This is a genomic window from Mesorhizobium monacense (genome assembly GCF_056781675.1).
In genome coordinates this window covers 4405309-4426210 of sequence record NZ_CM165567.1, presented here as the reverse complement: position 1 = coordinate 4426210, position 20902 = coordinate 4405309, and the positions used below count along the sequence as shown (strand labels likewise).

The window sequence follows — 20902 nt, the reverse complement described above, 5'->3', positions numbered from 1 at the left end:
GCCTCACCCCAGAATGCTCGCGACATGCTGGAACCACGCAACCAGGGGCGCCGGCAGATAGATGCCGGCGGCAAACACCAGCGCCAAGTGGGAATACATCGGAATGTAGGACGCTTCGGCGGGCGCAGTGCTGCCGCGCGGTTCGCCGAAGGCGACGCCGGTCAACCGAAGCAGCAGGGCGCCGAAAGCGAGCAGAATCCCGAATACTAACGGCATCGCCAAAAGCGGGTGTCTTGCAAATGTCGAACTCACGACCAGGAATTCGCTCATGAAGATGCCGGACGGGGGGAGGCCGGCAATGGCAACAACGCCGATGACGAGCGCCCAGCCAAGCGCCGGATGGGTCACCGTCAGTCCCCGGATCTCGGTGATGTTCTGTGTTCCCTTGACCTGCGCAATGTGTCCGACCGTGAAAAAGATCGCCGACTTGGTCAGGCTGTGCATGACCATGTGCAGCAGGCCGGCAAAATTGGCGAGCGGGCCACCCATGCCGAAAGCGAACACGATGATGCCCATGTGCTCGATAGAGGAGTACGCGAACAGACGTTTGATGTCGCGGCGGCGGTAAAGCATGAAGGCCGCGAAAACAAGCGACGTCAGCCCCATCGTTATCATCAATGGCCCGGTCGCGATCGCCTCCGGGCTTGCCGCGAGCAACAGCTTGAAGCGCAGCACGGCATAGAGCGCGACGTTCAACAGCAAGCCCGACAGCACTGCGGAAATCGGCGTCGGGCCTTCTGCGTGCGCGTCGGGCAGCCAGGCATGCAAGGGCGCAAGGCCAACCTTCGTACCGTAGCCGAGCAGCAGGAAGACAAAGGCGACGTTGAGCAGGGCCGGGTCGAAATGCGCAGCGTGCTCGATAAGCACTGTCCAGACCATGGCATTCGTGCCCTCACCAACAACTGGCTGCGCGGCCATATAGACGAGGATGGTTCCGAAGAGTGCAAGCGCAATGCCGACGCTTCCGAGAATGAAATATTTCCAGGCGGCTTCCAGCGCCTCATGCGTGCGATAGATGCCAACCATGAGCACGGTGGTCAGCGTGGCAAGCTCCACCGCCACCCACATCAAGCCGATATTGTTCGACACGAACGCCAGGTTCATGCCGAACATCATGATCTGGTACATCGCATGGTAGAACCGCAGATTCGCCGCGGTCAGCCGCCCGGTATCCAGCTCGTGCGCAATGTAGGAGGCGCTGAAGACGCTGGTCGTGAAAGCGACGAATGTGTTGAGCACGATGAAAACGATATTGAGGTCGTCGACGAGAAGGTATTGACCGGGCTGTGGCCGATCCGTGACGAGAAGCGACACTGCGGCGAGCAAGGTCAGCAAGCTCGCGGCGACATTGAGGCCAGCCGTTATCCGGTAGTTAGGCAGCGCCGCCAGAAGGGCGGCCGCAACGACTGGTGTCAGCAAGATGGCCGCTACCGCATCGAGGGAAAACACGGTCAACGGTGTTCTCCCCTGTAGTCGTCGAGCGCGCCGACATCCACCGAATCGAACCTCTCGCGTATGCGAAACAGGAAGACACCGATGACGATGAAGGCGATCAGAATCGAGAAGGCGACGCTGATCTCGACAACCAGCGGCATGCCCTTGGCCCCAGTGGCGGCGAGAACCAGGCCGTTCTCGAGCGACATGAATCCGACAACCTGGCTGACGGCATTCCGGCGGGTGACCATCACCAGGAGTCCCAGCAATATGATGGACAGAGCAAAGGCAAGATCCTCGCGGGCGAGGGGGTCGGCTTCAGGAGTGACCCGCAGCATCAGGACCATGGAAAGAGTCACCAGACCAATTCCCGCAAGCATGGTCGGACCGATGCCGACGGCTGTCTCGATGTCGCGATGGATACCGAGCCGCTGAATGATGCGATGAAGCCCGACGGGAATGACGATCGCCTTGAAGATGAGGGCGATCGCCGCCGTGACATAGAGATGATGGGCGTCCTGAATGTAGGCCTGCCATGCCACCGACAGCGCGAGCACGATTGCATGAAGCGCAAAGACGTTGATCAGCGCAAAGAGGCGATCCTGATACAGCATCATGAAGCTGACCAGCACCAGGCCACCGGCGAGCAGATGAGCGATGTCGAAGGTGAGGCCGTTCATCACAGGCTCCGCGAGACGAACAGCAGGAGTGTGCCCAGCAGCGCCAACATGAGTGCTGCGCCGAGGAAATCCGGGACGCGGAACACACGCATCTTGGCGATGGCTGTCTCAAACAGGGCGAGGAGAATGCCGCTCACGGCAAGTTTGCCTATATAGAAGACGACGCCCAGAACATAAGACCCAGGTCCGGCTCGGGCTGTCACCAACCCCCAGGGTACGAAGACGCAGGAAATCAGGGACACATAGAGCAAAAGCTTGAGGAAGGCGGCAAACTCGATCATCGCCAGATGGCGACCGGAATATTCCAGCACCATCGCCTCGTGAACCATGGTGAGTTCCAGGTGGGTCGATGGGTTGTCCACTGGTATGCGGGCGTTTTCGGCGATCGCCACCATCACGAGGGCGATGAGCGACATCCCGAGCGATACCCTCAGGCCAACCTCCGGCGAGCCCATGAAGGCGGCGACCGTCGAGAGTTGCGTCGCACCCGCGACCAGCGCCAGGCTGAAGACGATCAGCAGCATCGCGGGCTCGGCCAGCGAAGCGATCATCACCTCGCGGCTCGAGCCTATGCCGCCGAAGCTCGTGCCGACATCCATCCCTGCCAGCGCCAGGAAGAATCGCGCGCTTCCAAGCAGTGCGACGATGGCTATCAGATCGGCGGTCCAACTGAAGGTCAGGCCAGTTGCGAATGTCGGGATGAGTGCTGCCGCAACCCAGGTGGCGGCAAAGATCAGATAGGGTGTCACGCGAAACAGCCAGGATGCGTTGTCCGCCAGAACGACTTCCTTGCGCATCAGCCGCAGGAGATCGCGGTAGGGCTGGATCAGGGATGGTCCCTGACGCCGTAGCAGTCTCGCCTTCACCTTACGCACGAAGCCGGTCAGGAGTGGCGCCAGCAAAAGCACCAGTGCCATCTGCGCGCTCTGAACGGCCAACTCAAAGATCAGGGCCATAGCGCGAGCACCAAAAGCAGGACAATGAGAAAGAGAAAGACGAGGGTCAGGTAACGCCGGATCGTCAGGAATTGCAGATGGTTCATGTGGTCGGTCGCAAAGTCGAGGGCCTTGCCGATAGGCAGATACAGCGTCTCCCAGATCACATCATGCATTTCGACATTCAAACGAGCCGGGCCTGTCTTGCCTGGCGGTGGCATTTCGACGGTTTCCCTTGCACGGAATACGAACGTGCCGAAGACGCGGCGGATAGGCTGCGCGAAGCTGACGGCCGTGTACTGCGAGGTTGGGATCACATCCGGGAAGCCACAACCCCAGGCGGGACCTCGACGGAGTGCATGCGACGCGAAGCGATGAATCACATATGCCACAGCGGATGCAGAAAAGGCGATGAACAGAAACACCAGCAGGCCGTTGTAGGAACTGCGGCTCGCTGCAATCGGCACGATCGACAGCCAAGGCTGCGCCATCTGCACAGGCATCCGGCTACCAATCAGCGGGAGTGTCACCGATGACAGGCCGTCTATGACAAGACCCGGCAGGATGCCGGCAACGAGGCAAAGGGCCGCGAGGATGAACATTGCCGCCAGCGAGTAGCGGTCGACCTCATGCGCCACTTCCACCGCGGCCGAGCGTGGCCGGCCGAGGAATGTAATCCCGAACGCCTTTACAAAGCAGGCTGCGGCCAGTGCCGCAGACAGCGCCAGCAGGCCGCCAACGGCGGGCACCATGACCTTCAGGCCCCATTGCGGCAGATCGGGGCTCTGCAAGATAGCCTGGAAGGCCAGCCATTCGGAGACAAACCCGTTGAAGGGTGGAAGTGCCGAGATCGCGACGCAGCCGACGAGAAAGGCGAAACTTGTAAAGGGCATGCGATGGATGAGACCGCCCAGCTTCTCCATATCCCGCTCACCGGTTGCCGTCAGCACGGCGCCTGCCCCGAAAAACAGCAGGCTCTTGAAAAAGGAATGGTTGAGGACGTGGAACAGCGCGGCGGTGAGCGCCAGCGCTGCGGCCGATGGCATCACGTTCGCCTTGAAGGCCAGCGCAAGGCCAAGGCTTGCGAAGATGACGCCGACGTTTTCAATGGTGCTATAGGCAAGAAGCCGCTTCAGGTCTTTTTCCATCAGCGCGTAGAGGATGCCGAGAACCGCCGTCAGGCCGCCGAGGAAAAGCACGGCAACACCCGACCACCATGCCGGCTCGCCGAGGAGATCGAAGACAACGCGTATGAAGCCATAGACGGCGACCTTTGTCATGACGCCGCTCATGAGAGCCGAGACGTGGCTTGGCGCGGCCGGGTGAGCGAGTGGAAGCCAAACGTGCAGCGGTACGAGGCCAGCCTTGGAGCCCGCGCCCAGCAGCACGAGGGCCAGGACGAAAGTGGCGACGAGCGGTGTGGCACCCGCAATGCGCATCGCTTCGAACGTGTAGTTTCCGCTCGGGCCGGACAGAAGGCCGAACGCTAGCAGCAGCGCGAGCGTGCCGAAGCTCGCCATCACGAGATAGATGTAACCCGCCCGTACATTGTCCTGTTCGCGATGGTGGACGATGACCAGCGCCCAGGAAGAGAGCGACATGAATTCCCAGGAGAGCAGGAAAGTGAAGGCGTCATCCGCGAGCACGACCAGATTCATTCCGGCGAGGAAGGCAGGGAAGAACGGCAGCACCCGATGCGGCGAGGGCTCGTGGCTGCCATAGCCGAGGCCGTAAAGACTGGCCATGGCGCCGCCGAAATTCACGACGACGAGGAAGAAGGTCGAGAGCGCATCCAAACGGAAATGAGCGCCAATCCATGGTAGCCCAAGCGGCAATGCGGCAGTCGACGGGGTGACAGGATCATCGATGATGCGGCTCGCGAGAACCAAGAGTACGGCCGCCGAAATACCGAGCGTCAAGCCGTAGATCAGGCGCGTTCCCAAGTTCGGTGTGCGGCTCAACGCAATCGCAAGCACCGCGGTCCCCAGGAGCGCGGCAACGCCCCACAGAAGGAACGCGGCCCCCAAATTCACGCCACGCTCCTCACACCGAATTTGGTGTCCGTATCGACCCCGCCCAGAATCTTGGCGGGGTCAAAATCTGCTTTCAGTCGCACGCCGCGCCCGCCGATTTGGCTTGAGGCGCCATCAGCGATCAATTCGACGCCAGCGAGGTCAAGTGCCCCGATCAACTTCATGAGGGAATCGACATTGCCCCGGATAATCGACTCGCTGGCTTCCATACGTTGAATTGTCGGCACCGATAGGCCTGACAATTCGGCAAGCCTTCGCTGGTCGATGCCAAGGAGCGCCCTCGCGGCACGCAACTGTGGAGCAGTTATCACGGTCGCATCCCCTTTTTTGTCAGCTTTGAGATATTATCTCTACGCGTTGCAGCATATATTAAAATGTGGGGCATTCAAATAATGATGCGTGACGCATCTGCGAAGCCTGTTGCAATGACGGAGGAATCCCCCGGCTCCGCATAGGCTCCTGACGGATGGAAAGTTCGTGAAGCCAGCCGAGCGGCGGATTTAGGAACTTAGTTGTTGGTGACAAGGTCATGATCCGCGTTGCGAAATATCATACCGATTTCGGCAACATCGAGGTTCTGCGGACCAAGGACTCCGGTTTGTTCATTTATCGCCAGGGTGGCTGCTATCAAAGCGAGTGCGACCCGAATGGCGTCAGCGTCGTGCCCTATATACACGCGATCTTTGGTCTTCTCGCGCAAGCGCAAGTGTCCGATGTCCTCATGATCGGTTGTGGCGGTGGCAGCTTGGCCACGATGCTGGATAGAGTTGGCGCGCGCGTTACGATCGTCGACATCAATCCAAAGGCTTTCCAAATCGCCCAACAGTACTTTGGACTGCCTGGAGGGGTTCACTGCTGCACCTCCGATGGGCGAGATTTTCTACGTGCTGACCGTCATCGCTACGACGCTATCGTATTGGACGCATATTCCGGGCAGCGCATTCCAGATCACTTGTGCGCCGAGACATTCTTCGGTCTAGCGCAGACACGTCTCAAAAACTCTTCAGGCATTCTGATCGGGAATGTTCACGCTCGCCACGACTTTGACACCATGCCGGATCGGGTTGCCGCGAAACTCAGCAATATCTGGGCGAATGTGAGGCTGCTCGACAGCCGCGGTGCCCCGGATCGCAACGCACTGGTCATGGCGGGCAAGGTGGGTGATTTCGTCCAACCAGTGCTGCTGATACCGCCGTCGGTCGGAGCCGACGAAATCGAACATGAGCTTGGCCTTCTGGCGTTCAGGCCTTGGCACGTACCGCGACGGCAGCATAAGGCGTAGGGCGGGGCGCCCGTTAGGGGCAGGGCTCGTCGTGGCCCTAAAGGCAGGACCAGCCAAAACAGATAGTTGGCGAAATCTGAGAACAGCGCCTTGGCACATGTACTGCCAAATCCGGCCCCGTGACAAAGCCCTGCCGAGCTATTGCCAGAACCGCTTCATACGAACAGAGACATCCTCCAAGACTGGCATGGTAGCTAGCAAGAGGAGAATGGCTGCGAGAAATAGCGTTGCTGCAAAGCCGACGTGCTTGAAACCCACAGCGCCGATGACGCCGCCGACAAAGAACAACGCAACAAGCGACGCAAGCAGTCTCAGCTTCCTTCGATCCGCTCTCACGAACAGTCCGTCCGAGTCATTTGCTGAGATGTTCCAATAAAGCAGCTTGCCGAGTTCGATGCCCATATCAGTCACCAGGCCAGTGACGTGCGTCGTCCGGATTCTGGCTTCAGATAGCTTGGTGATGATGGCGTTCTGCAAGCCCATGATGAAGCAAAGCAGCATCACCGTCATTGGCACAAACAGCGCTTCATGACGCGCAAGATGGCCGCCGAGCAGACCGAAACAGATCAGCAGGATCGCTTCCAGGGCAAGCGGGAACGCATACTCGCCCTGCAGACCCTGCCGCCTTCCCCAGTTGACCAGGACCGCCGAACAGGCGGCGCCTGCGACAAACGACAACAAGGCCCCCAATCCGGAAAGCGCCAGTTCGATGTTGCCGAGTGCCAGGTGATCAGCCATCGACGAAACGATGCCTGACATGTGGGACGTGTACTGTTGGACCGCCAGAAAGCCGCCAGCATTGGCGGCTCCTGCGATGAACGTCAGAAAGCGAGCGAGGTGCCGGTCGGATCTTTCGCTACGCTCTTTTCCCGTCAGCCGGCGCAGATACAGGATCATGAGCGAATCCTGCCTTTTGATGCGGCAAATCGTGACCAAAAGTGGGGGTGCCGAGGAGGGTTCATCGAGAGGTTCTGGAAGCGAAAGCAAAACGAGGGATCGGCCAACGCGTGGGTGCTGGCGTGAGCGAAGGTGAGCGCTTTTTTGGCTTAGTTTGGCCTGCCGATCAGCGTATCCGGATGCCGGAACCTGACGCCACGGCCGCCGTCATCGCTGCGCACATGTTCGCTGAGAAGTTCGACGCCGGCCCGGTTGAGCGCATTGATCACTTTCATCAGACTATCGACAACGCCTCGCACATTGCCTTGGCTGGCTTCCATTCGTTGGATCGTTGGCAGCAAGCCGGTGTCCTCGCCGGTTTCAGCCGCGAAACTGCCCCACAGATCGAGGCTGCGGGTAGCCATCGGCAACTCGCGGGCGTCGCGGTTCTGCTGGCGGCACCACCCCCAGTTCCTGCTGGACTGCTCGGCGCCGATGCGCCCCTTTTCGACAAGTGCGACCTTCATGCCAGTCAGGCGGGGCTCAAAGTCGACAATGTCGTCACGGGTGAGAGGCTCAAGAGTCTGGACGACGCGGCGCTGGCCGATCAGGTGAAAACCGCAACGGTGTTTGCCCGCATCATGCCCGAGCAGAAACTGGCGATCGTCAGGGCGCTGAAGGCCAACGGCGAGATTGTCGCGATGACGGGAGACGGCGTCAACGACGCCCCCTCACTGAAAGCGGCCAACATTGGCATTGCCATGGGCGGCCGCGGAACCGACGTTGCGCGGGAGGCGTCATCGATCGTCCTTCTCGACGACGACTTTGGCTCGATCGTCAAGGCCATACGGCTTGGCCGCCGCATCTACGACAATTTGCGCAAGGCCATGGGCTTCATCCTTGCAGTGCACGTGCCGATCGCCGGGCTGGCCCTTCTTCCCTTGCTGTTTGGCCTGCCCATCCTGTTCGGGCCAATCCACATTGCCTTTCTGGAGATGGTGATCGATCCGGTCTGTTCTCTGGTCTTCGAAGCGGAAACCGAGGAGGACGACATCATGAAGCGCCCTCCGCGAGATCCGGAAGCGGCGCTGTTCTCGCGATCGTTGATAGCCTGGAGCCTTGTCCAGGGCGTGCTGGCGTTCGCTCTTGTCGCTGCTGTCTTTATTCTCGCCCTGCGATGGGAGATGTCTGAGAACGAAATTCGCGCCCTGACATTCTTCTCGCTCGTGTTGACGATTGTTGGCCTGATTTTCGTCAACCGCACGTTCAGCCGGTCCTTGCTGCTTGCCTTGTTCCGGCCAAATCGATCGCTTGGTGTTGCCGTTGGAATGGTGGCTGCGGCGCTTGCTGTGACACTGCTATGGCCGCTTGCCAGCGAGCTCTTTCGGTTCGGGCTGTTACATCCGGGCGATATCGCCGTGGCGTTTTCGGCCGGGCTTACGGTGTTGGTCTGCCTCGAGTTCCTTAAGTATTTCTGGCGGGAAAGACTGAAAACCTGATCGGGTGCAACAGGGTTCTAACAGCCGCGGCGCCGACCGCCTTCCAACAGGCAGGCGAGACTTATTGGGGCTGGCAATCTCTGGTCATTTGATTTGGATCAAATACCGATGCCCTGAGTTATAGCAATAGAATCAGCGGTTTATCGAAGAGGTTCCGCAGGTGGCCGACGTCGTATCCAGGCTTGTCAGGGAATGCAACATGACGCGAGGCAACGGTGTGGACTTTCCCACGATCTGGCAGTCCATCCTGAAGGGACATTCATGTGTCGCGGGGCCGCCGGTGCAAGGTCGCAGTGACGAGGGACCCGTCCTCAAAATTCCCCTCATCACGGGACGCTGTCTTACGTTCGACGGTTCAGGGTTTCATCTTGAGTGAGCAGGATTGGATTTCCTTCCGCTACCCGTTCCCCGGGGGAGATGGGCTCCTCAGCTCCTAAACTTTGTTCCTGGTTCTACCCACTCGACGGCGCACGGCGCTTAGGCGTCCTGGGTGGCTTCGTTGCTGCAGAATTCCCGGTTCGCCGGCGCCGTTGATCCCACCGAGACCGTCAGGCCGCCTGCATCCGGCCGTTCTCCTCGTCGCTGGTGAGGTCGCCTTCTGTCCAGCGGATTTCGACCTTTGCTTCGGCAAGTCGCCTGTAAAGGGTTTGTCGTCGCACTATTGGCCACCACTCATACAGGAATATCTCCAATGGCCGCCAATTGGCCACCCAGCCCAGTATCAGGAGACTCTCACCGATGACCCTCGCCGGACCCGCAGCCGCCGAGCTATAGCCGATCAGCTGACCTGCGATGAGACTGAGCGCCAGTATGGGCAAGCCCACGAGCATTGCACGCCGCCCTATTCTCAGAAGTTCATGGAGCTCCCGCGTTGCCTGGGCTGACCTGTCGGTGAAGTTGTAGCGCACCGCGTCTGCAAGCATCTGCGCCGCTTCCTGGTCCTGCTCGCACTTTGGCAGTTCAACCGCGATGAGGATCGGCGCGCTGTGCGGTGCTTCTCGCGCCCATTCAACGATGAAGATTTCGGCCTCGCGGTCCAAGTCTCGTTCTCGGAAAGGCGTTGGGTCGAAAGAATTGAATAGGCGCGTCAGGGAACTGATTTGGACTGTTATCTCATATTGTTTGTGATCTGTGTCCATATCACTACTCGCCAATCCCGAGCATCCGGACAACGGCCTCCGCAGTTCCGTCACCGGAAGCCGGGATTTGCCTGTGCCACTTGACTGCCGTGGTCAGAGCTGTTTTCCGAGCCGCCGGCGAACCAAAACAAGTGTCGGGTCGTCGGGGTAGGTCGTGACGGTGAATCCCATGTCGCGTTCGAGCTCAATGGCCGAACGGTTTTCGCGGTTCTCGATCGACTCGATGGTCTCCAGTCCCATCCCTTCGGCATAGTTTGCGATATGGGCGAGAAGGTCCCAGCCGACGCCCAGGTGCTTGCGATCCGCGCGAATGCATATCGCGACCTCGCCTACGCGATCGGCCGGATCGCATGCCAGTGTCGCTACCGCGATCAGCATTCCGTCGATCGAGAACGCAAGAAAATTATGGATATGGGCGTCATCGGAACGCGTCATCGCCACCAGCCGCTCATGGGAAACCTCCTTCACCCCGCCGAGAAAGCGAAAGCGCAGGTCTTCCGGCGTCACATGCGTGAAGAACTCGGCCACGGTCGGCTCATCTTCAGGGCGTGCGCGGCGCACTTCGAAACGAAACCCGGTATGCGTGGTAAGTGTGTTGTCCATCGTCGACTGGTCCCTGAGTTGTGGCCGTTCTGAAGCGTCGCTGCCTTCGGATGGCGGCGTGCTTATTCGCCCATGTCCTGCAACACGTCCTGCTTGAGGACTTCGATGCTACGCAGGTTGAGCAGGCGAATGACGCCCTTGTCCTTCAAGCGGGTGAAGACCCGCGACACGGTCTCGATGGTGAGGCCGAGATAGTCACCAATGTCCATCCGCGACATCGGCAATTCGACTTGCCGCAATCCACCCTGCCGTTCGACCATATCGACCAGAAATGCAGCAACGCGTTCGATGGCGTTCTGGCGGCCGAGAACAAGGAGATGTTCCTGGGCTCTGGTCAATCCCTTGAGCGCCAAGGGCAGGAGTTGACGGGACATGTCCGCACCGGCGGTCAATCGGAAAACACGAACACCAGTCGCGTTGATTGCTTCGGCGAAGAAATGGTGGGTGGTGTCGGCTTCGAAGCCGAATGTCTCTCCGGCCAGGTGGAAGGCACTTATCTGCCTGCGGCCGTCAGCGAGCAAGCGATAGATGCGGACGGCGCCGAACTCAACCTGGTAGAGAGCTCCGGCCTTCTCACCCTGGGCATAGATTTCCGAACCGGCCGGAAAGAAGCTGACCGGCTGCAACGGCACGCTGTCGAGAGCCGCCGACAGGCTCGACTGCTGGAGGTGAGACGGCAGTGCAATCTTGGAGGTCGTGTGAGCGTACATGGCTGCGTTCCCCGTTGATCCGTGGCAACAGAAGTCGCGCGAATTCGAGGGCAGCGAAATTCGGTTATGTCCCTAAGGGAAACCACCTAGTGGCTGCCAGACCAAGCAGATGCCGGCAGGGCTCGCTGCTTCGTGCGTACCCGCCGTTGTTCGATCAAGCGGGAAAGTTGGGCAGGCAAAGTGCTGGCCGGTGAATGCACTGCATAGCGAGCATGCGAAGGCCGCTCCTTGCCGTGGGCCGTGGCGACTTAGGGACATTTTGTGACGTCGGTATCGGCAGTCGCTGACCCACATTGGGTCACATGGCCTGGCATCGCAATTGCATGGTCAAGGTGGTCGGCGCAGGCCGCGGGGGCAGCATTGTTGGGTGTGCTCGAAGCCCGCGCCGACCGAGGTGGCAGGGGCCACCTCGGTCGGCGCTACAACATATTTGGACAGAGGCCGGAACCTGTCCGAACGCCGACCTTGAACTTATGCACACGCTTAAGTTCAGTGGGACTGAATGGACGGGAAATATCCACGGTACGATTTGATTCAACTCAAAGCGAAGAGGCTTCAACCGCGGTTGAAGGTCCTGTGTCGGCAATTGTTCGGTGCGAGCAGCTATGTATTTTCCGCAATTTCTGGTGGGCATGTTCGCGACGTCGTTTGTCGTGGCGATCTGGACCGGCATAGCAACCGGTTCCGGTTGGGTGGCGCTCGGGTGGGCCGCGCTCACACTTGTTGTCCTTCAGGTTGGATATATCGTCGTGATTATCCACTTGATCTACAATCGGGCATCGCAGGCGGCCTCGGCCTCAGCAAACCCTTCGCCGCCACTCCATGAAGACGGTGTCTCGCTTTAGGTCGGAGCTTAAAGAGACGGGTGAACTCATGATGTCAGAACAAACAGGCGTATGCTTATCCAACACGGTGATGGTCTTGGTGCGCTAGGCAACAGGGGCTCCTTTGAGACTGCTGGCACCGTTGGACCCTAAGCGGTCCCGCTGACTTGCCGGCGCCGCCGTTTGACCGGTGGCGCAAGCCTGCAAGGTCCATGATGGAAACCAATGCGCATCGCGATCCTGTCTGACATCCATTCCAATCGCGAGGCGCTCGAAGCCATCCTTGAAGCGCTGGGCGAACACGGATGGGACCAACTTGTACTGCTTGGCGATCTGGTTGGCTACGGGCCCGACCCGGTCTATGCGGTCGAGACGGCTGCTGATCTGGTCGGTCGAGGCGCCCTCTGTATCATGGGCAATCACGACGAGGCGGTCGTCCTGAACCGGAACGACATGACGGAGAACGCTCGGTTCGTTATCCAGTGGACCCGCCAGCAGTTCGCTGCGGCGCATGTCGATTTCCTGGCGCAACTGCCGCTTTCACTCGAATCTGAAGACCGGCTGTATGTTCACGCCAGTGCGGAGCGGCCGGAAAGATGGCTGTACATACGCGACATTGACGCGGCAGAACGCTGTCTGTCTTCAAGCGATGCCCGTTTCATTTTCTGCGGCCACACCCACATTCCGGCCCTCTACTACGCGCTACCTGGCCGCCGGCCGATCCATTTTCCGCCGCTGGACAATGTAGCAGCGCCTTTGTCAGAGCTGAGACGGCATCTGGTGGTCATCGGGGCGGTCGGTCAACCCCGCGATGGCAACCCGGCTGCGTGCTTCGCTCTCCTCGACACCGAGCGGCACGAAGTCACGATGGTTCGCGTGCCCTACGATCACGAAGAAACCGCCCGCAAGATCAAGGCCGCCGGCCTGCCTGGCTGGCTTGGCATGCGGCTGAAGATCGGCCGCTAGGCTGCAAGGAGATGCATTCGATGCAACGGTTCGGGGCGGGGGAAGCCATCGATGGTTTCGAGCTGGTCGAAAAGCTGCCCTCCGGCGGAATGGCCTCGCTCTGGCGTGCAACCGGCGCGCGATACGATTTCCCGCTCGTTTTGAAGATTCCGTTTCTCGATCCGGGCGGCGATGTTTCCGTCATTCTTGGCTTCGAGGCGGAGGAACTGATCCTGAAACGCCTGTCGGGACCGCATGTGCCGCGTTTCGCGGCGTCCGGCAGCCTTGCGCAGATGCCTTACATAGCCATGGAGTTCGTGGCCGGCACCGGCCTGGCGGACATCATCGGCAATGCACCGCTGCCGCCGGACGAGGTTGCCCGGATCGGCACCGGGATCGCAACGGCGCTCGCCGCCCTGCATCGTCAAAAGGTCGTTCACCTCGATCTCAAGCCGGAGAATGTCATCCTTGCCGAGCGCGGCGCAGTGCTTCTCGATTTCGGCCTCGCCTGGCATGCAGGGCTTCCCGATCTTCTTGGCGCGGAAAGCTCCGTGCCGATGGGTACCGCTGCTTACATCGCGCCCGAACAAGTGCTTGGAGAAAGAGGCGACCCTGCAAGCGATCTTTTTGCGCTTGGCTGCATTCTTTACCAGCTGGCAACGGGCGAAGAGCCGTTCGGTCGGCCTGCGACCTTCGCCGGGATGAAGCGACGGCTCTACCATGCACGCCGAACGAAGCTCGACCCAGGTCAGTCGCTTCAGAAGGCCGTGCAGAATCTCGCGACTCGCGAGGACCGCCGCGAGTCCTGCTCCTCCGGCAGAAGCGGCTCGATAGTCGCCGGCGACCGAAAGCGCGCCGAGTGCGAACACGCCAAGGCCCGCAATGACGCTCGTAACGCTGAAATCCTCGTCATGCGCTGCCTCGCGCGCCTTGTACCAGGCAAAGATTGCAGCAAAGGCGATAAACCCGCCGACGAGCACGGATACCGCACCGAGCGCATTGGCCAGCGCTGCCAAAATGCCGCCGAGCAGGCCGGATATGCCGAACGTGCGGATGCCAGCTGTCCGGCTGCGATCCGGCGCGTCCCGCTCGCGCCAGCCGCGCTCCAATCCGACGAGCAGACCGATTGCCAGGGCCAGTCCAAGCCGGGCGATGAGCGTATCCATGGCTGGCGCGGCCTCAGGCGGCTACGGTTGGCAGATGGTCGCGAACCCATCTGGCGATCTGTCCCGCCGTCATCGCGCCGGATGTACGCGCGATTTCACGCCGCCTTGGAAGAGCATCATCGTCGGGATGCCGCGAATGCCGAACCTTGCCGAAACGGCCTGTTCCTTGTCGGAGTTGAGCTTGATCAAGCGGACATGTGGTTCCAGTTCGTTGGCCGCCGCCTCGTATGCCGGCGCCATCATCTGGCAGGGGCCGCACCAGGGCGCCCAGATGTCGACCACAACGGGAAGGCTGCTGCGCGTGATCTGACGATCGAAAATCTCGGCGTCGACGTCTTGCGGGTGTCCCGAAAACAGTTTGATTCCGCATCTCCCGCATTTTGCCTCCAAGGCATTGCGGGCCTGCGGCAAACGGTTGACCCCGCCACACTCGCTGCAAACCACAAGATCCTGCTGTGCCATGGCCATTCACCGATTTGCCGTCGTCTACTATGCGCGCCCGAGACGTCCATCGCCAAGAGCGCGCAGCGCGTTGAGGATGACCGCGGCGTCGATCCCCTCCTGCAGCAACGCGCCTGCCACCGGTGTGATCTGCCCCATGGCTGCGGCACCCATCGCCAAGGCCGAGAGCGCGAGCCCGGCGATGATGCTCTGCAGGGCAATCGCGCGGGTGCGTTGGGCAATCCGCATCGCTTCGGCGACTGGCTGCAACCTGTCGGCCAGTATGATGACGTCGGCCGCCTCGGAGGAGGCCGTTGCACCGCGTGCACCCATGGCAACACCGACCGTCGCCGCAGCGAGGGCAGGGGCATCGTTGATACCGTCGCCGACCATCATTGTGGGGGCCCGCGCTTTCTCGGCCTCGACCGCCGCGACCTTTTCGGCGGGGGTGGCATTGGCGACGACCACATCGAGGTTGAGCAAGCGGGAAATGCGCTCGGCCGCCACGCTGTCGTCGCCTGTAAGCATGACGACACGCTGGATGCCTGCCTGCCGAAGTTCGCCCAACGTATCCCGTGCGTCCGCTTGCAAGGCGTCCCCGAATGTAAAAACGCCGGCAAGGCGCTTGCCGAGCGCAACAAAGACCCTCAGCACCGGCTCGTCCCGGTACCGGTCTTCGCCATTTCTCGCCCAGGTCGGCATCGATTTATGGGCGAGCACGAGATGCCGCGAGCCCGCCGCGATCGACACGTTTTCGACCTCCCCCTTCAGGCCGGCCCCACGGTACTCGCGAACATCACACGGATGCGAGAGCAGCAGGTGCCGGGCGCGCGCCGCTCGGGCGATCGAGTCGGCGAGCACATGGTGCGAGGCCTGTTCCAGCGATGCCAACAGTCGCAAAAGCTCGTCCGGGTCACGGCCGGGTGCCACGTCGATTTCGATCAGCTCGGCGCCTCCGATGGTCAAGGTGCCGGTTTTGTCGAAGATCGCGGTCCGAGCCTGTGCAAGGGCCTCCAGCGCCGCAGAGCCCTTCATCAGGATGCCGCCATGCGCGGCGCGTGACACGCCGCCAATGAAAGCAACTGGGGCGGCGAGGATGAGCGGGCAAGGTGTAGCGACCACCAGGACGGCGAGCGCTCTGATAGGGTCGCCGGAGACGTACCAGGCGATGCCGGAAACCAGCAACGTGACAGGGAGCAGGAACAGGGCGAAACGGTCGGCCATCCGGATAAAGGGAGCTTTCGCCGTCTGCGCCGCTGCAACCATGCGAACGATCGCTGCGTAGGTGCTTTGTTCGGATAGGGCAGAAGCCCGCATGCTGAAAGCCTCGCCCGCATTGACGGTGCCGCTGCGCAGCAGATCGCCGGCGCTGCGCCGTTCCGGCAAAGGTTCGCCAGTCACCGCGGACTCGTCGAGTGAGGCCGAAGCGTCTAGCAGGATCCCGTCGACAGGCAGCAACTCACCAGCGCGCACGAGCAGGTGGTCGCCGACGGTGACGTCCTTGACAGCGATGGTTTCTGTTCCTTGTGTCGACTTCCGGTGCGCAACGCGGGGCGACCTGTCTGTCAGTGCCTTGAGGTTGCGCTCCGCGCGCCCGCGGGCGAAATCCTCGAGCACCGTGCCGCCGGCATACATGATCGCGACCACTATTGCTGCCAGGGATTGGCCTAACAGCAGCGCCGCTGACATCGAGACCAGTGCGATGGCGTCGACGCCGAAGCGGCCGATCCAGAAATCGCGCAATATGGAAATGGCAAGCGCCGCCACTACGGGCAAGGTCGCCACCGTCCAGATCGTGCCCGCATCAATGGGGCCAAGACCGGTTCTCCAAACGCCGATTCCGATGGCCAAGCCAAGGATAGCGATGACCAGCAAGGCGCGGCGCAGGACGGACTCGTTCATGCGATGCTTTCCGATTTGATCGATGCTTGCGCGATTTCCGCGGGCACTGGCGGTCGCGTCGAACCCGCGCAACAGATAATCGCGATGACCGGAGGAGGCTTTGATCCAACGCAATGAACGGGCAAGATCGATTGGCGACTATCGCCACGAACGGGAGAAGCAGGGGTGACGATCCGGAACCTTGAACATGCGTTCGCCCCCAAGTCGGTTGCCGTGTTCGGCGCATCGGTGCGCGACGGCTCTGTCGGCCGTGTCGTCTTCGACAACATTGTCAGCGGCGGCTTCGAGGGCGAGATCTGGCCGGTCAATCCGAAATACACTGAAGTGGCGGGTCGGCGCTGCTATGCGAAGGCGGCAGATCTTCCAGGTATTCCCTCTCTGGGTGTGATCGTAACGCCACCCGAGACGGTTCCCGGTATCGTTCGCGAACTCGGGGACAAGGGCACGCGGGCAGCAGTCGTCATCACCGCTGGGCTGACGCGCGAGAACGGATTGCGCCAGGCGATGCTCGACGCCGCCAAGCCCACCCTTTTCCGCATCATCGGGCCGAACACGCTGGGTCTGATGATCCCGCCAGTGAAACTCAATGCCGGGTTCGCGCATATGGCAGCCAGGCCAGGCAATATCGCGTTGCTGTCGCAATCCGGCGCCATCGCGACTTCGCTGATCGACTGGGCGGCGCAGAACAATGTCGGCTTCTCGCAGATCGTCTCTCTCGGCGACATGGCGGATGTCGATGTCGGAGACTGTCTCGACATGCTGGCGGGCGATGCGCACACGCGCGCCATTGTGATGTACCTCGAAACCATTCCCGATCCGCGCAAGTTCATCTCGGCCGCACGTGCTGCGGCGCGCGTCAAGCCGGTGATCGCGATCAAGTCCGGCAGGCACGAGCAATCGGCGAAGGCTGCTGCGACCCACACCGGCGCGCTATCGGGTGCCGATCGCGTGGTCGATGCGGCATTGCTGCGTGCCGGCATCCTGCGCGTCAAAGACCTGGCAGAGCTCTTCGATGCTGCCGAAACGACTGCTCGCTTCGCTCCGCTCGAACGAGCCCGCGTCGGCATCATCACCAATGGCGGCGGGGCAGGCGTGTTGGCCGTCGATCAACTCATCGACTGCAAGGGCGAACTGGCCGAGTTTTCACCGGTGACCATAAATCGCCTGAACGCTGTGCTGCCGCCCACCTGGTCGCATGCCAATCCGGTAGACATCATTGGTGATGCTCCGCCAGCGCGATACAAGGCCGCCGTTGAAGCGGTCGCGGCCGATCCGGGAACAGATGTCGTCCTGGTGATGAATTGCCCAACGGGGCTTGGCTCGCCACTTGATGCAGCAAGCGCGGTGGTTGAGCTCACCAGGGAAGGCAAGATAGGCCAAAAACCGGTCCTGACCTGCTGGCTCGGGGAGCATACGGCGCGGGCCGGACGGCTGATCCTGCAGGATGCCGGCATTGCCAGTTTCGAGACGCCTGCGGATGCTGCAAAGGCAGTCTCCTACCTGAGCGAATGGTCGCGAGCCCAACGGGCGCTGATGCGCACGCCGTCGAGCAGCAGCGAGGACACCACCAGTGACCGCGAAGCCGTGCGTGCCATATTCAGGCAGGTCGCGAAGGAAGGCCGGCGAATGCTGACCGAGCCGGAAGCCAAGGCGGCGATTTCCGTCTACGGCATTCCGGTGCCCGAGACGATCGTCGCAAAATCTCCTGCCGAAGCGGAGATTGCGGCCGGCCGGCTCCTCAAGACGTCCGAGCACGTCGTGGTCAAGCTGCTGTCCAAGACGATCTCGCACAAGTCGGACATTGGCGGGGTGGTACTCAACATTGCCACCGCCGCGGCCGTCGGGGAGGCCGCACGCTCGATCGAGGCGCGGGTGCGCAAGCACGCACCGAAAGCCGACATTGAAGGCTACGCCGTTCAGCCGATGGTGGTGCGAAAACAGGCGCAGGAACTCATCCTCGGCATGAACCGGGATCCGATCTTCGGCCCAGTGGTGCTGTTCGGTGCCGGCGGCGTGGCGGTCGAGGTGATGGACGATACGGCGATCGCGCTGCCGCCGCTCGACGACGTTCTCGCCAGTGACCTGATCGGGCAAACGCGGATCGGCCGCCTGCTCGCCGGGTTCCGCGACCGCCAGCCGGCCGATCGTGGTGCAATCACTGCTGCGCTCAACGGACTGTCGCAGCTGATCGTCGACTTTCCCTGCCTCGTCTCCATGGACATCAATCCACTGCTCGCCAACACCGATGGCGTGATCGCGCTCGATGCCCGCATCGAGATCGAGCCGGAACGCGTGGACGAGCCGGGGCCGAACCCGGCGCTCGCCATCAGGCCCTACCCGTCGGGCTGGACCAGGGACTTTGTGGCGGGCGGCGCGCACTGTCACATCCGGCCGATCAGACCGGCCGACATCGTGCTCTACCCGGAATTCCTCGCCAGGATTTCTCCGGACGATCTGCGCCTGCGGTTTCTCTCGCCGCGTAAAAGCTTCTCCGACCAGATGCTGAAGCGGCTCACCCAACTCGACTACGACCGCAGCATGGCTTTCGTCGCGTTGGAGACAGCAACTGGCGCGCTGGCAGGCATCAGTCGGCTTTCCTGCGATCCGGACCGCTTCGCTGCCGAATACGCCTTGCTGGTGCGCACGGATCTGCAGGGTCATGGCCTCGGTTGGGAATTGCTCAGACAGATCGTCAATTATGCAAAGGCCGATGGGATCGGTCGGATCGAAGGCATCGTGCTCAGCGAGAACAGCAAGATGCTGACCATGTGCCGCGAATTCGGCTTCAAGGTAGCGCATCATCCGAGCGAACCCGGCCTTCTCGAGGCAAGGCTCGACCTCCGTTGAGGTCGATCACCCTGCCGCCGTCACGAGGCTGAGCGAAGGGGTAGCCCCGGTTCGGAAGCATCTCCTTCGGAGAACCTTCGCAATTCCGCGACGATGTCGGCAAGCTTCCGATCGGCGTTGACCTTGCGCCAGCTGGACTGCGTGGCATTTCGCTGCAATTGCCGCGAGAGGATATCGATGGTGGCGTCGGAAGGACCACCGATGCGCTCGCTGACCCGTTGCCAAAGGACAAGCGGATCCGCTTCCAGCCAGAATCCAGAGAATGAGACGTTCCTGTCGCTTGCCGTCTTCTCGATCCGGCTTCGATCAGCTGGCCTGTCGAACACGGCATCGGCGACCACCGACCCGCCTTCGGAAAGGATCAAACCGGCCCGCCATGCCATTTGGCGATAGACGCGTTCGGATACTCCCGGTCGATAGGCCTTGTCCGGCAGCCTCGTTTCTGCAGGAACGCCATGCATCGCTTTGCGAATGCGGTCGCTTTCGACAATGCGCGCGCCGGGCGGCGCACCGACGCGGGCGGCGAGGGCCTCTGCAACGGTCGTCTTGCCGGAACCACTCAAGCCGCCGATCGCAACGAGTCGCGGCGCGGTCTCCTGGAGAAACGTTCGGGCAAGCTCGAAATAGGATCTGGCCTCGGCAATCAATTTGTCGGAATCGGCACTGCCTTCTTCGACCTGCGTCGCGGTGACATGCGCGCGCACAGCAGCCCGAACCGCCATGAAGAAGGGCAGAAGGGCAAAGCCATCCTCATCGTCGGCTTCGTCGAGATAGCGATTCATCACAAGATTGGAGAGCTCCGGAAAACCGCGATGCCACAGGTCCATCAACAGGAAGGCAAGGTCGTAGAGCACGTCCACAGTCGCGATCTGGTCGTTGAATTCGATGCAGTCGAAAAGCCGGGGCTCGCCGTCAAAGAGACAGATATTGCGCAGATGCAGATCGCCATGGCACCGGCGGATCTTGCCAGCTGCTTCGCGACGGTCGAGCAATCCGGAATGCCGGGCAAGCGCGGTACGGAAGGCCTCGGCAAAGGTCGCGACCTCGGCCTTGCCGAAGACATGGCTGGTGGCAAAGCCGGCCTCGTTGATGTCGAGCACGCCAGCAAGGTTAGAGGCGCCACTGCCATTGCGGATTTCCGGTACGCCGCGATGATAGTGCACGATCATGCGCGCAGTCGCCGTCATCAGCGCAGGCGTCAGTTCGCCGGCGATTGCCATCCGATCGAGGAGCTTCGATTGGTCGAAGCGAACCATTTTGATCGCTGCATCGACCAGTTCTCCCGAGCCATCGAGGGCAAGCTTGCCTGCGGCCTCTCGCGTAATGCGCCGCACGCCCAGATAAAGGCCAGGTGCCGTTTTCGAGTTGAGTTCAACCTCCTTCTCACAAGCGGCGAGCCTGAGTGCCGGTGTCGAGAAATCGACATAGGGCAACTTGACCGCTCGCTTCATCTTGTAGGCGTGTTCGCCAACCAGGAAGATACGCGAAATATGGGTCTCGATCGCCTCAACCGGTCCACTCTCGCCATACGTGGCGGGATCGAGCAGTAGCGCGACCACGGCTTCCTGGTTTTCAGCGATCATGGT

At 61.1% G+C, this 20902-nt stretch carries 14 protein-coding genes and 6 pseudogenes; 6 read left to right on the top strand and 14 right to left on the bottom strand.

Annotated elements, in window-relative coordinates:
* Positions 1 to 3 precede the first annotated feature (3 nt).
* The 5 genes from AC1RUK_RS21400 to AC1RUK_RS21380 are packed head-to-tail and all read right to left on the bottom strand — an operon-like array spanning position 4 to position 5393.
* Positions 4 to 1455: a hydrogenase 4 subunit F gene (locus tag AC1RUK_RS21400; RefSeq protein WP_481839068.1), complete on the bottom strand. Its 1452-nt coding sequence runs from the start codon at positions 1453 to 1455 to the stop codon at positions 4 to 6.
* Positions 1452 to 2114, bottom strand: a complete 663-nt coding sequence (locus tag AC1RUK_RS21395; protein WP_436171107.1) for a hydrogenase-4 component E — start codon at positions 2112 to 2114, stop codon at positions 1452 to 1454. The genes AC1RUK_RS21400 and AC1RUK_RS21395 overlap by 4 nt, the downstream gene beginning before the upstream one ends.
* Complete coding sequence (locus AC1RUK_RS21390; RefSeq protein ID WP_481839069.1) at positions 2114 to 3070, bottom strand: respiratory chain complex I subunit 1 family protein; 957 nt, start codon at positions 3068 to 3070, stop codon at positions 2114 to 2116. The genes AC1RUK_RS21395 and AC1RUK_RS21390 overlap by 1 nt, the downstream gene beginning before the upstream one ends.
* Positions 3061 to 5082: a hydrogenase 4 subunit B gene (gene hyfB, locus AC1RUK_RS21385; RefSeq protein ID WP_481839070.1), complete on the bottom strand. Its 2022-nt coding sequence runs from the start codon at positions 5080 to 5082 to the stop codon at positions 3061 to 3063. The genes AC1RUK_RS21390 and hyfB overlap by 10 nt, the downstream gene beginning before the upstream one ends.
* On the bottom strand, positions 5079 to 5393 hold the full coding sequence (locus AC1RUK_RS21380) for a helix-turn-helix domain-containing protein (protein WP_436171110.1): 315 nt from the start codon (positions 5391 to 5393) through the stop codon (positions 5079 to 5081). The genes hyfB and AC1RUK_RS21380 overlap by 4 nt, the downstream gene beginning before the upstream one ends.
* Before the next feature lie 218 nt (positions 5394 to 5611).
* Between AC1RUK_RS21380 and AC1RUK_RS21375 the strand changes: the two genes are divergently transcribed.
* A complete protein-coding gene (locus AC1RUK_RS21375) occupies positions 5612 to 6364 on the top strand; it encodes a spermidine synthase (RefSeq protein WP_481839071.1) in 753 nt (250 codons plus the stop codon).
* Between the two features lie 150 nt (positions 6365 to 6514).
* On the opposite strand, the pseudogene AC1RUK_RS21370 reads toward AC1RUK_RS21375, so the two are convergent.
* Both AC1RUK_RS21370 and AC1RUK_RS21365 read right to left on the bottom strand, forming a co-directional pair.
* Positions 6515 to 7261: pseudogene (locus AC1RUK_RS21370) on the bottom strand (YoaK family protein); the annotation flags it as partial.
* Positions 7262 to 7410: 149 nt separating this feature from the next.
* Positions 7411 to 7770 (bottom strand): annotated as a pseudogene (locus AC1RUK_RS21365) (FAD-dependent oxidoreductase); the annotation flags it as partial.
* Here AC1RUK_RS21365 and AC1RUK_RS21360 point away from each other — a divergent pair.
* Positions 7768 to 8739: pseudogene (locus AC1RUK_RS21360) on the top strand (HAD-IC family P-type ATPase); the annotation flags it as partial. The pseudogenes AC1RUK_RS21365 and AC1RUK_RS21360 sit on opposite strands and share 3 nt — an antisense overlap.
* Before the next feature lie 548 nt (positions 8740 to 9287).
* On the opposite strand, the gene AC1RUK_RS21355 reads toward AC1RUK_RS21360, so the two are convergent.
* From AC1RUK_RS21355 to AC1RUK_RS21345, 3 genes are all read right to left on the bottom strand, one after another.
* The gene (locus tag AC1RUK_RS21355; RefSeq protein ID WP_481839072.1) at positions 9288 to 9779 is read right to left on the bottom strand and encodes a hypothetical protein; all 492 of its coding nucleotides are present in this window, start codon (positions 9777 to 9779) and stop codon (positions 9288 to 9290) included.
* Between the two features lie 192 nt (positions 9780 to 9971).
* Entirely contained in the window at positions 9972 to 10481 is a 510-nt protein-coding gene (locus tag AC1RUK_RS21350; protein WP_481839073.1) for a GNAT family N-acetyltransferase, read from the bottom strand.
* A 62-nt stretch (positions 10482 to 10543) separates the two neighbouring features.
* Positions 10544 to 11191, bottom strand: coding sequence for a helix-turn-helix domain-containing protein (locus AC1RUK_RS21345; RefSeq protein WP_481840101.1), 648 nt, complete (start codon positions 11189 to 11191; stop codon positions 10544 to 10546).
* A 605-nt stretch (positions 11192 to 11796) separates the two neighbouring features.
* On the opposite strand from AC1RUK_RS21345, the gene AC1RUK_RS21340 reads away from it, so the two are divergent.
* From AC1RUK_RS21340 to AC1RUK_RS21330, 3 genes and pseudogenes are all read left to right on the top strand, one after another.
* Positions 11797 to 12036: a hypothetical protein gene (locus AC1RUK_RS21340; RefSeq protein WP_481839075.1), complete on the top strand. Its 240-nt coding sequence runs from the start codon at positions 11797 to 11799 to the stop codon at positions 12034 to 12036.
* Between the two features lie 204 nt (positions 12037 to 12240).
* A complete protein-coding gene (locus AC1RUK_RS21335) occupies positions 12241 to 12981 on the top strand; it encodes a metallophosphoesterase family protein (RefSeq protein ID WP_481839076.1) in 741 nt (246 codons plus the stop codon).
* An 11-nt stretch (positions 12982 to 12992) separates the two neighbouring features.
* Positions 12993 to 13613: pseudogene (locus AC1RUK_RS21330) on the top strand (serine/threonine-protein kinase); the annotation flags it as partial.
* A 63-nt stretch (positions 13614 to 13676) separates the two neighbouring features.
* Here AC1RUK_RS21330 and AC1RUK_RS21325 read toward each other — a convergent pair.
* The 3 genes and pseudogenes from AC1RUK_RS21325 to AC1RUK_RS21315 all read right to left on the bottom strand — a co-directional run.
* A pseudogene (locus AC1RUK_RS21325) lies at positions 13677 to 14126 on the bottom strand (MgtC/SapB family protein); the annotation flags it as partial.
* 13 nt (positions 14127 to 14139) lie between these two features.
* A pseudogene (gene trxC / locus AC1RUK_RS21320) lies at positions 14140 to 14588 on the bottom strand (thioredoxin TrxC).
* A gap of 27 nt (positions 14589 to 14615) precedes the next feature.
* Positions 14616 to 16469 carry a heavy metal translocating P-type ATPase gene (locus tag AC1RUK_RS21315; RefSeq protein WP_481839438.1) on the bottom strand — a complete coding sequence of 618 codons (1854 nt, stop codon included), beginning with the start codon at positions 16467 to 16469 and terminating at the stop codon, positions 14616 to 14618.
* Between the two features lie 165 nt (positions 16470 to 16634).
* Between AC1RUK_RS21315 and AC1RUK_RS21310 the strand changes: the two genes are divergently transcribed.
* On the top strand, positions 16635 to 19316 hold the full coding sequence (locus tag AC1RUK_RS21310) for a bifunctional acetate--CoA ligase family protein/GNAT family N-acetyltransferase (RefSeq protein ID WP_481839077.1): 2682 nt from the start codon (positions 16635 to 16637) through the stop codon (positions 19314 to 19316).
* A 20-nt stretch (positions 19317 to 19336) separates the two neighbouring features.
* Here the strand turns inward: AC1RUK_RS21310 and AC1RUK_RS21305 are convergent, their stop codons facing one another.
* Positions 19337 to 20899 carry a bifunctional aminoglycoside phosphotransferase/ATP-binding protein gene (locus AC1RUK_RS21305; RefSeq protein ID WP_481839078.1) on the bottom strand — a complete coding sequence of 521 codons (1563 nt, stop codon included), beginning with the start codon at positions 20897 to 20899 and terminating at the stop codon, positions 19337 to 19339.
* Positions 20900 to 20902 lie beyond the last annotated feature (3 nt).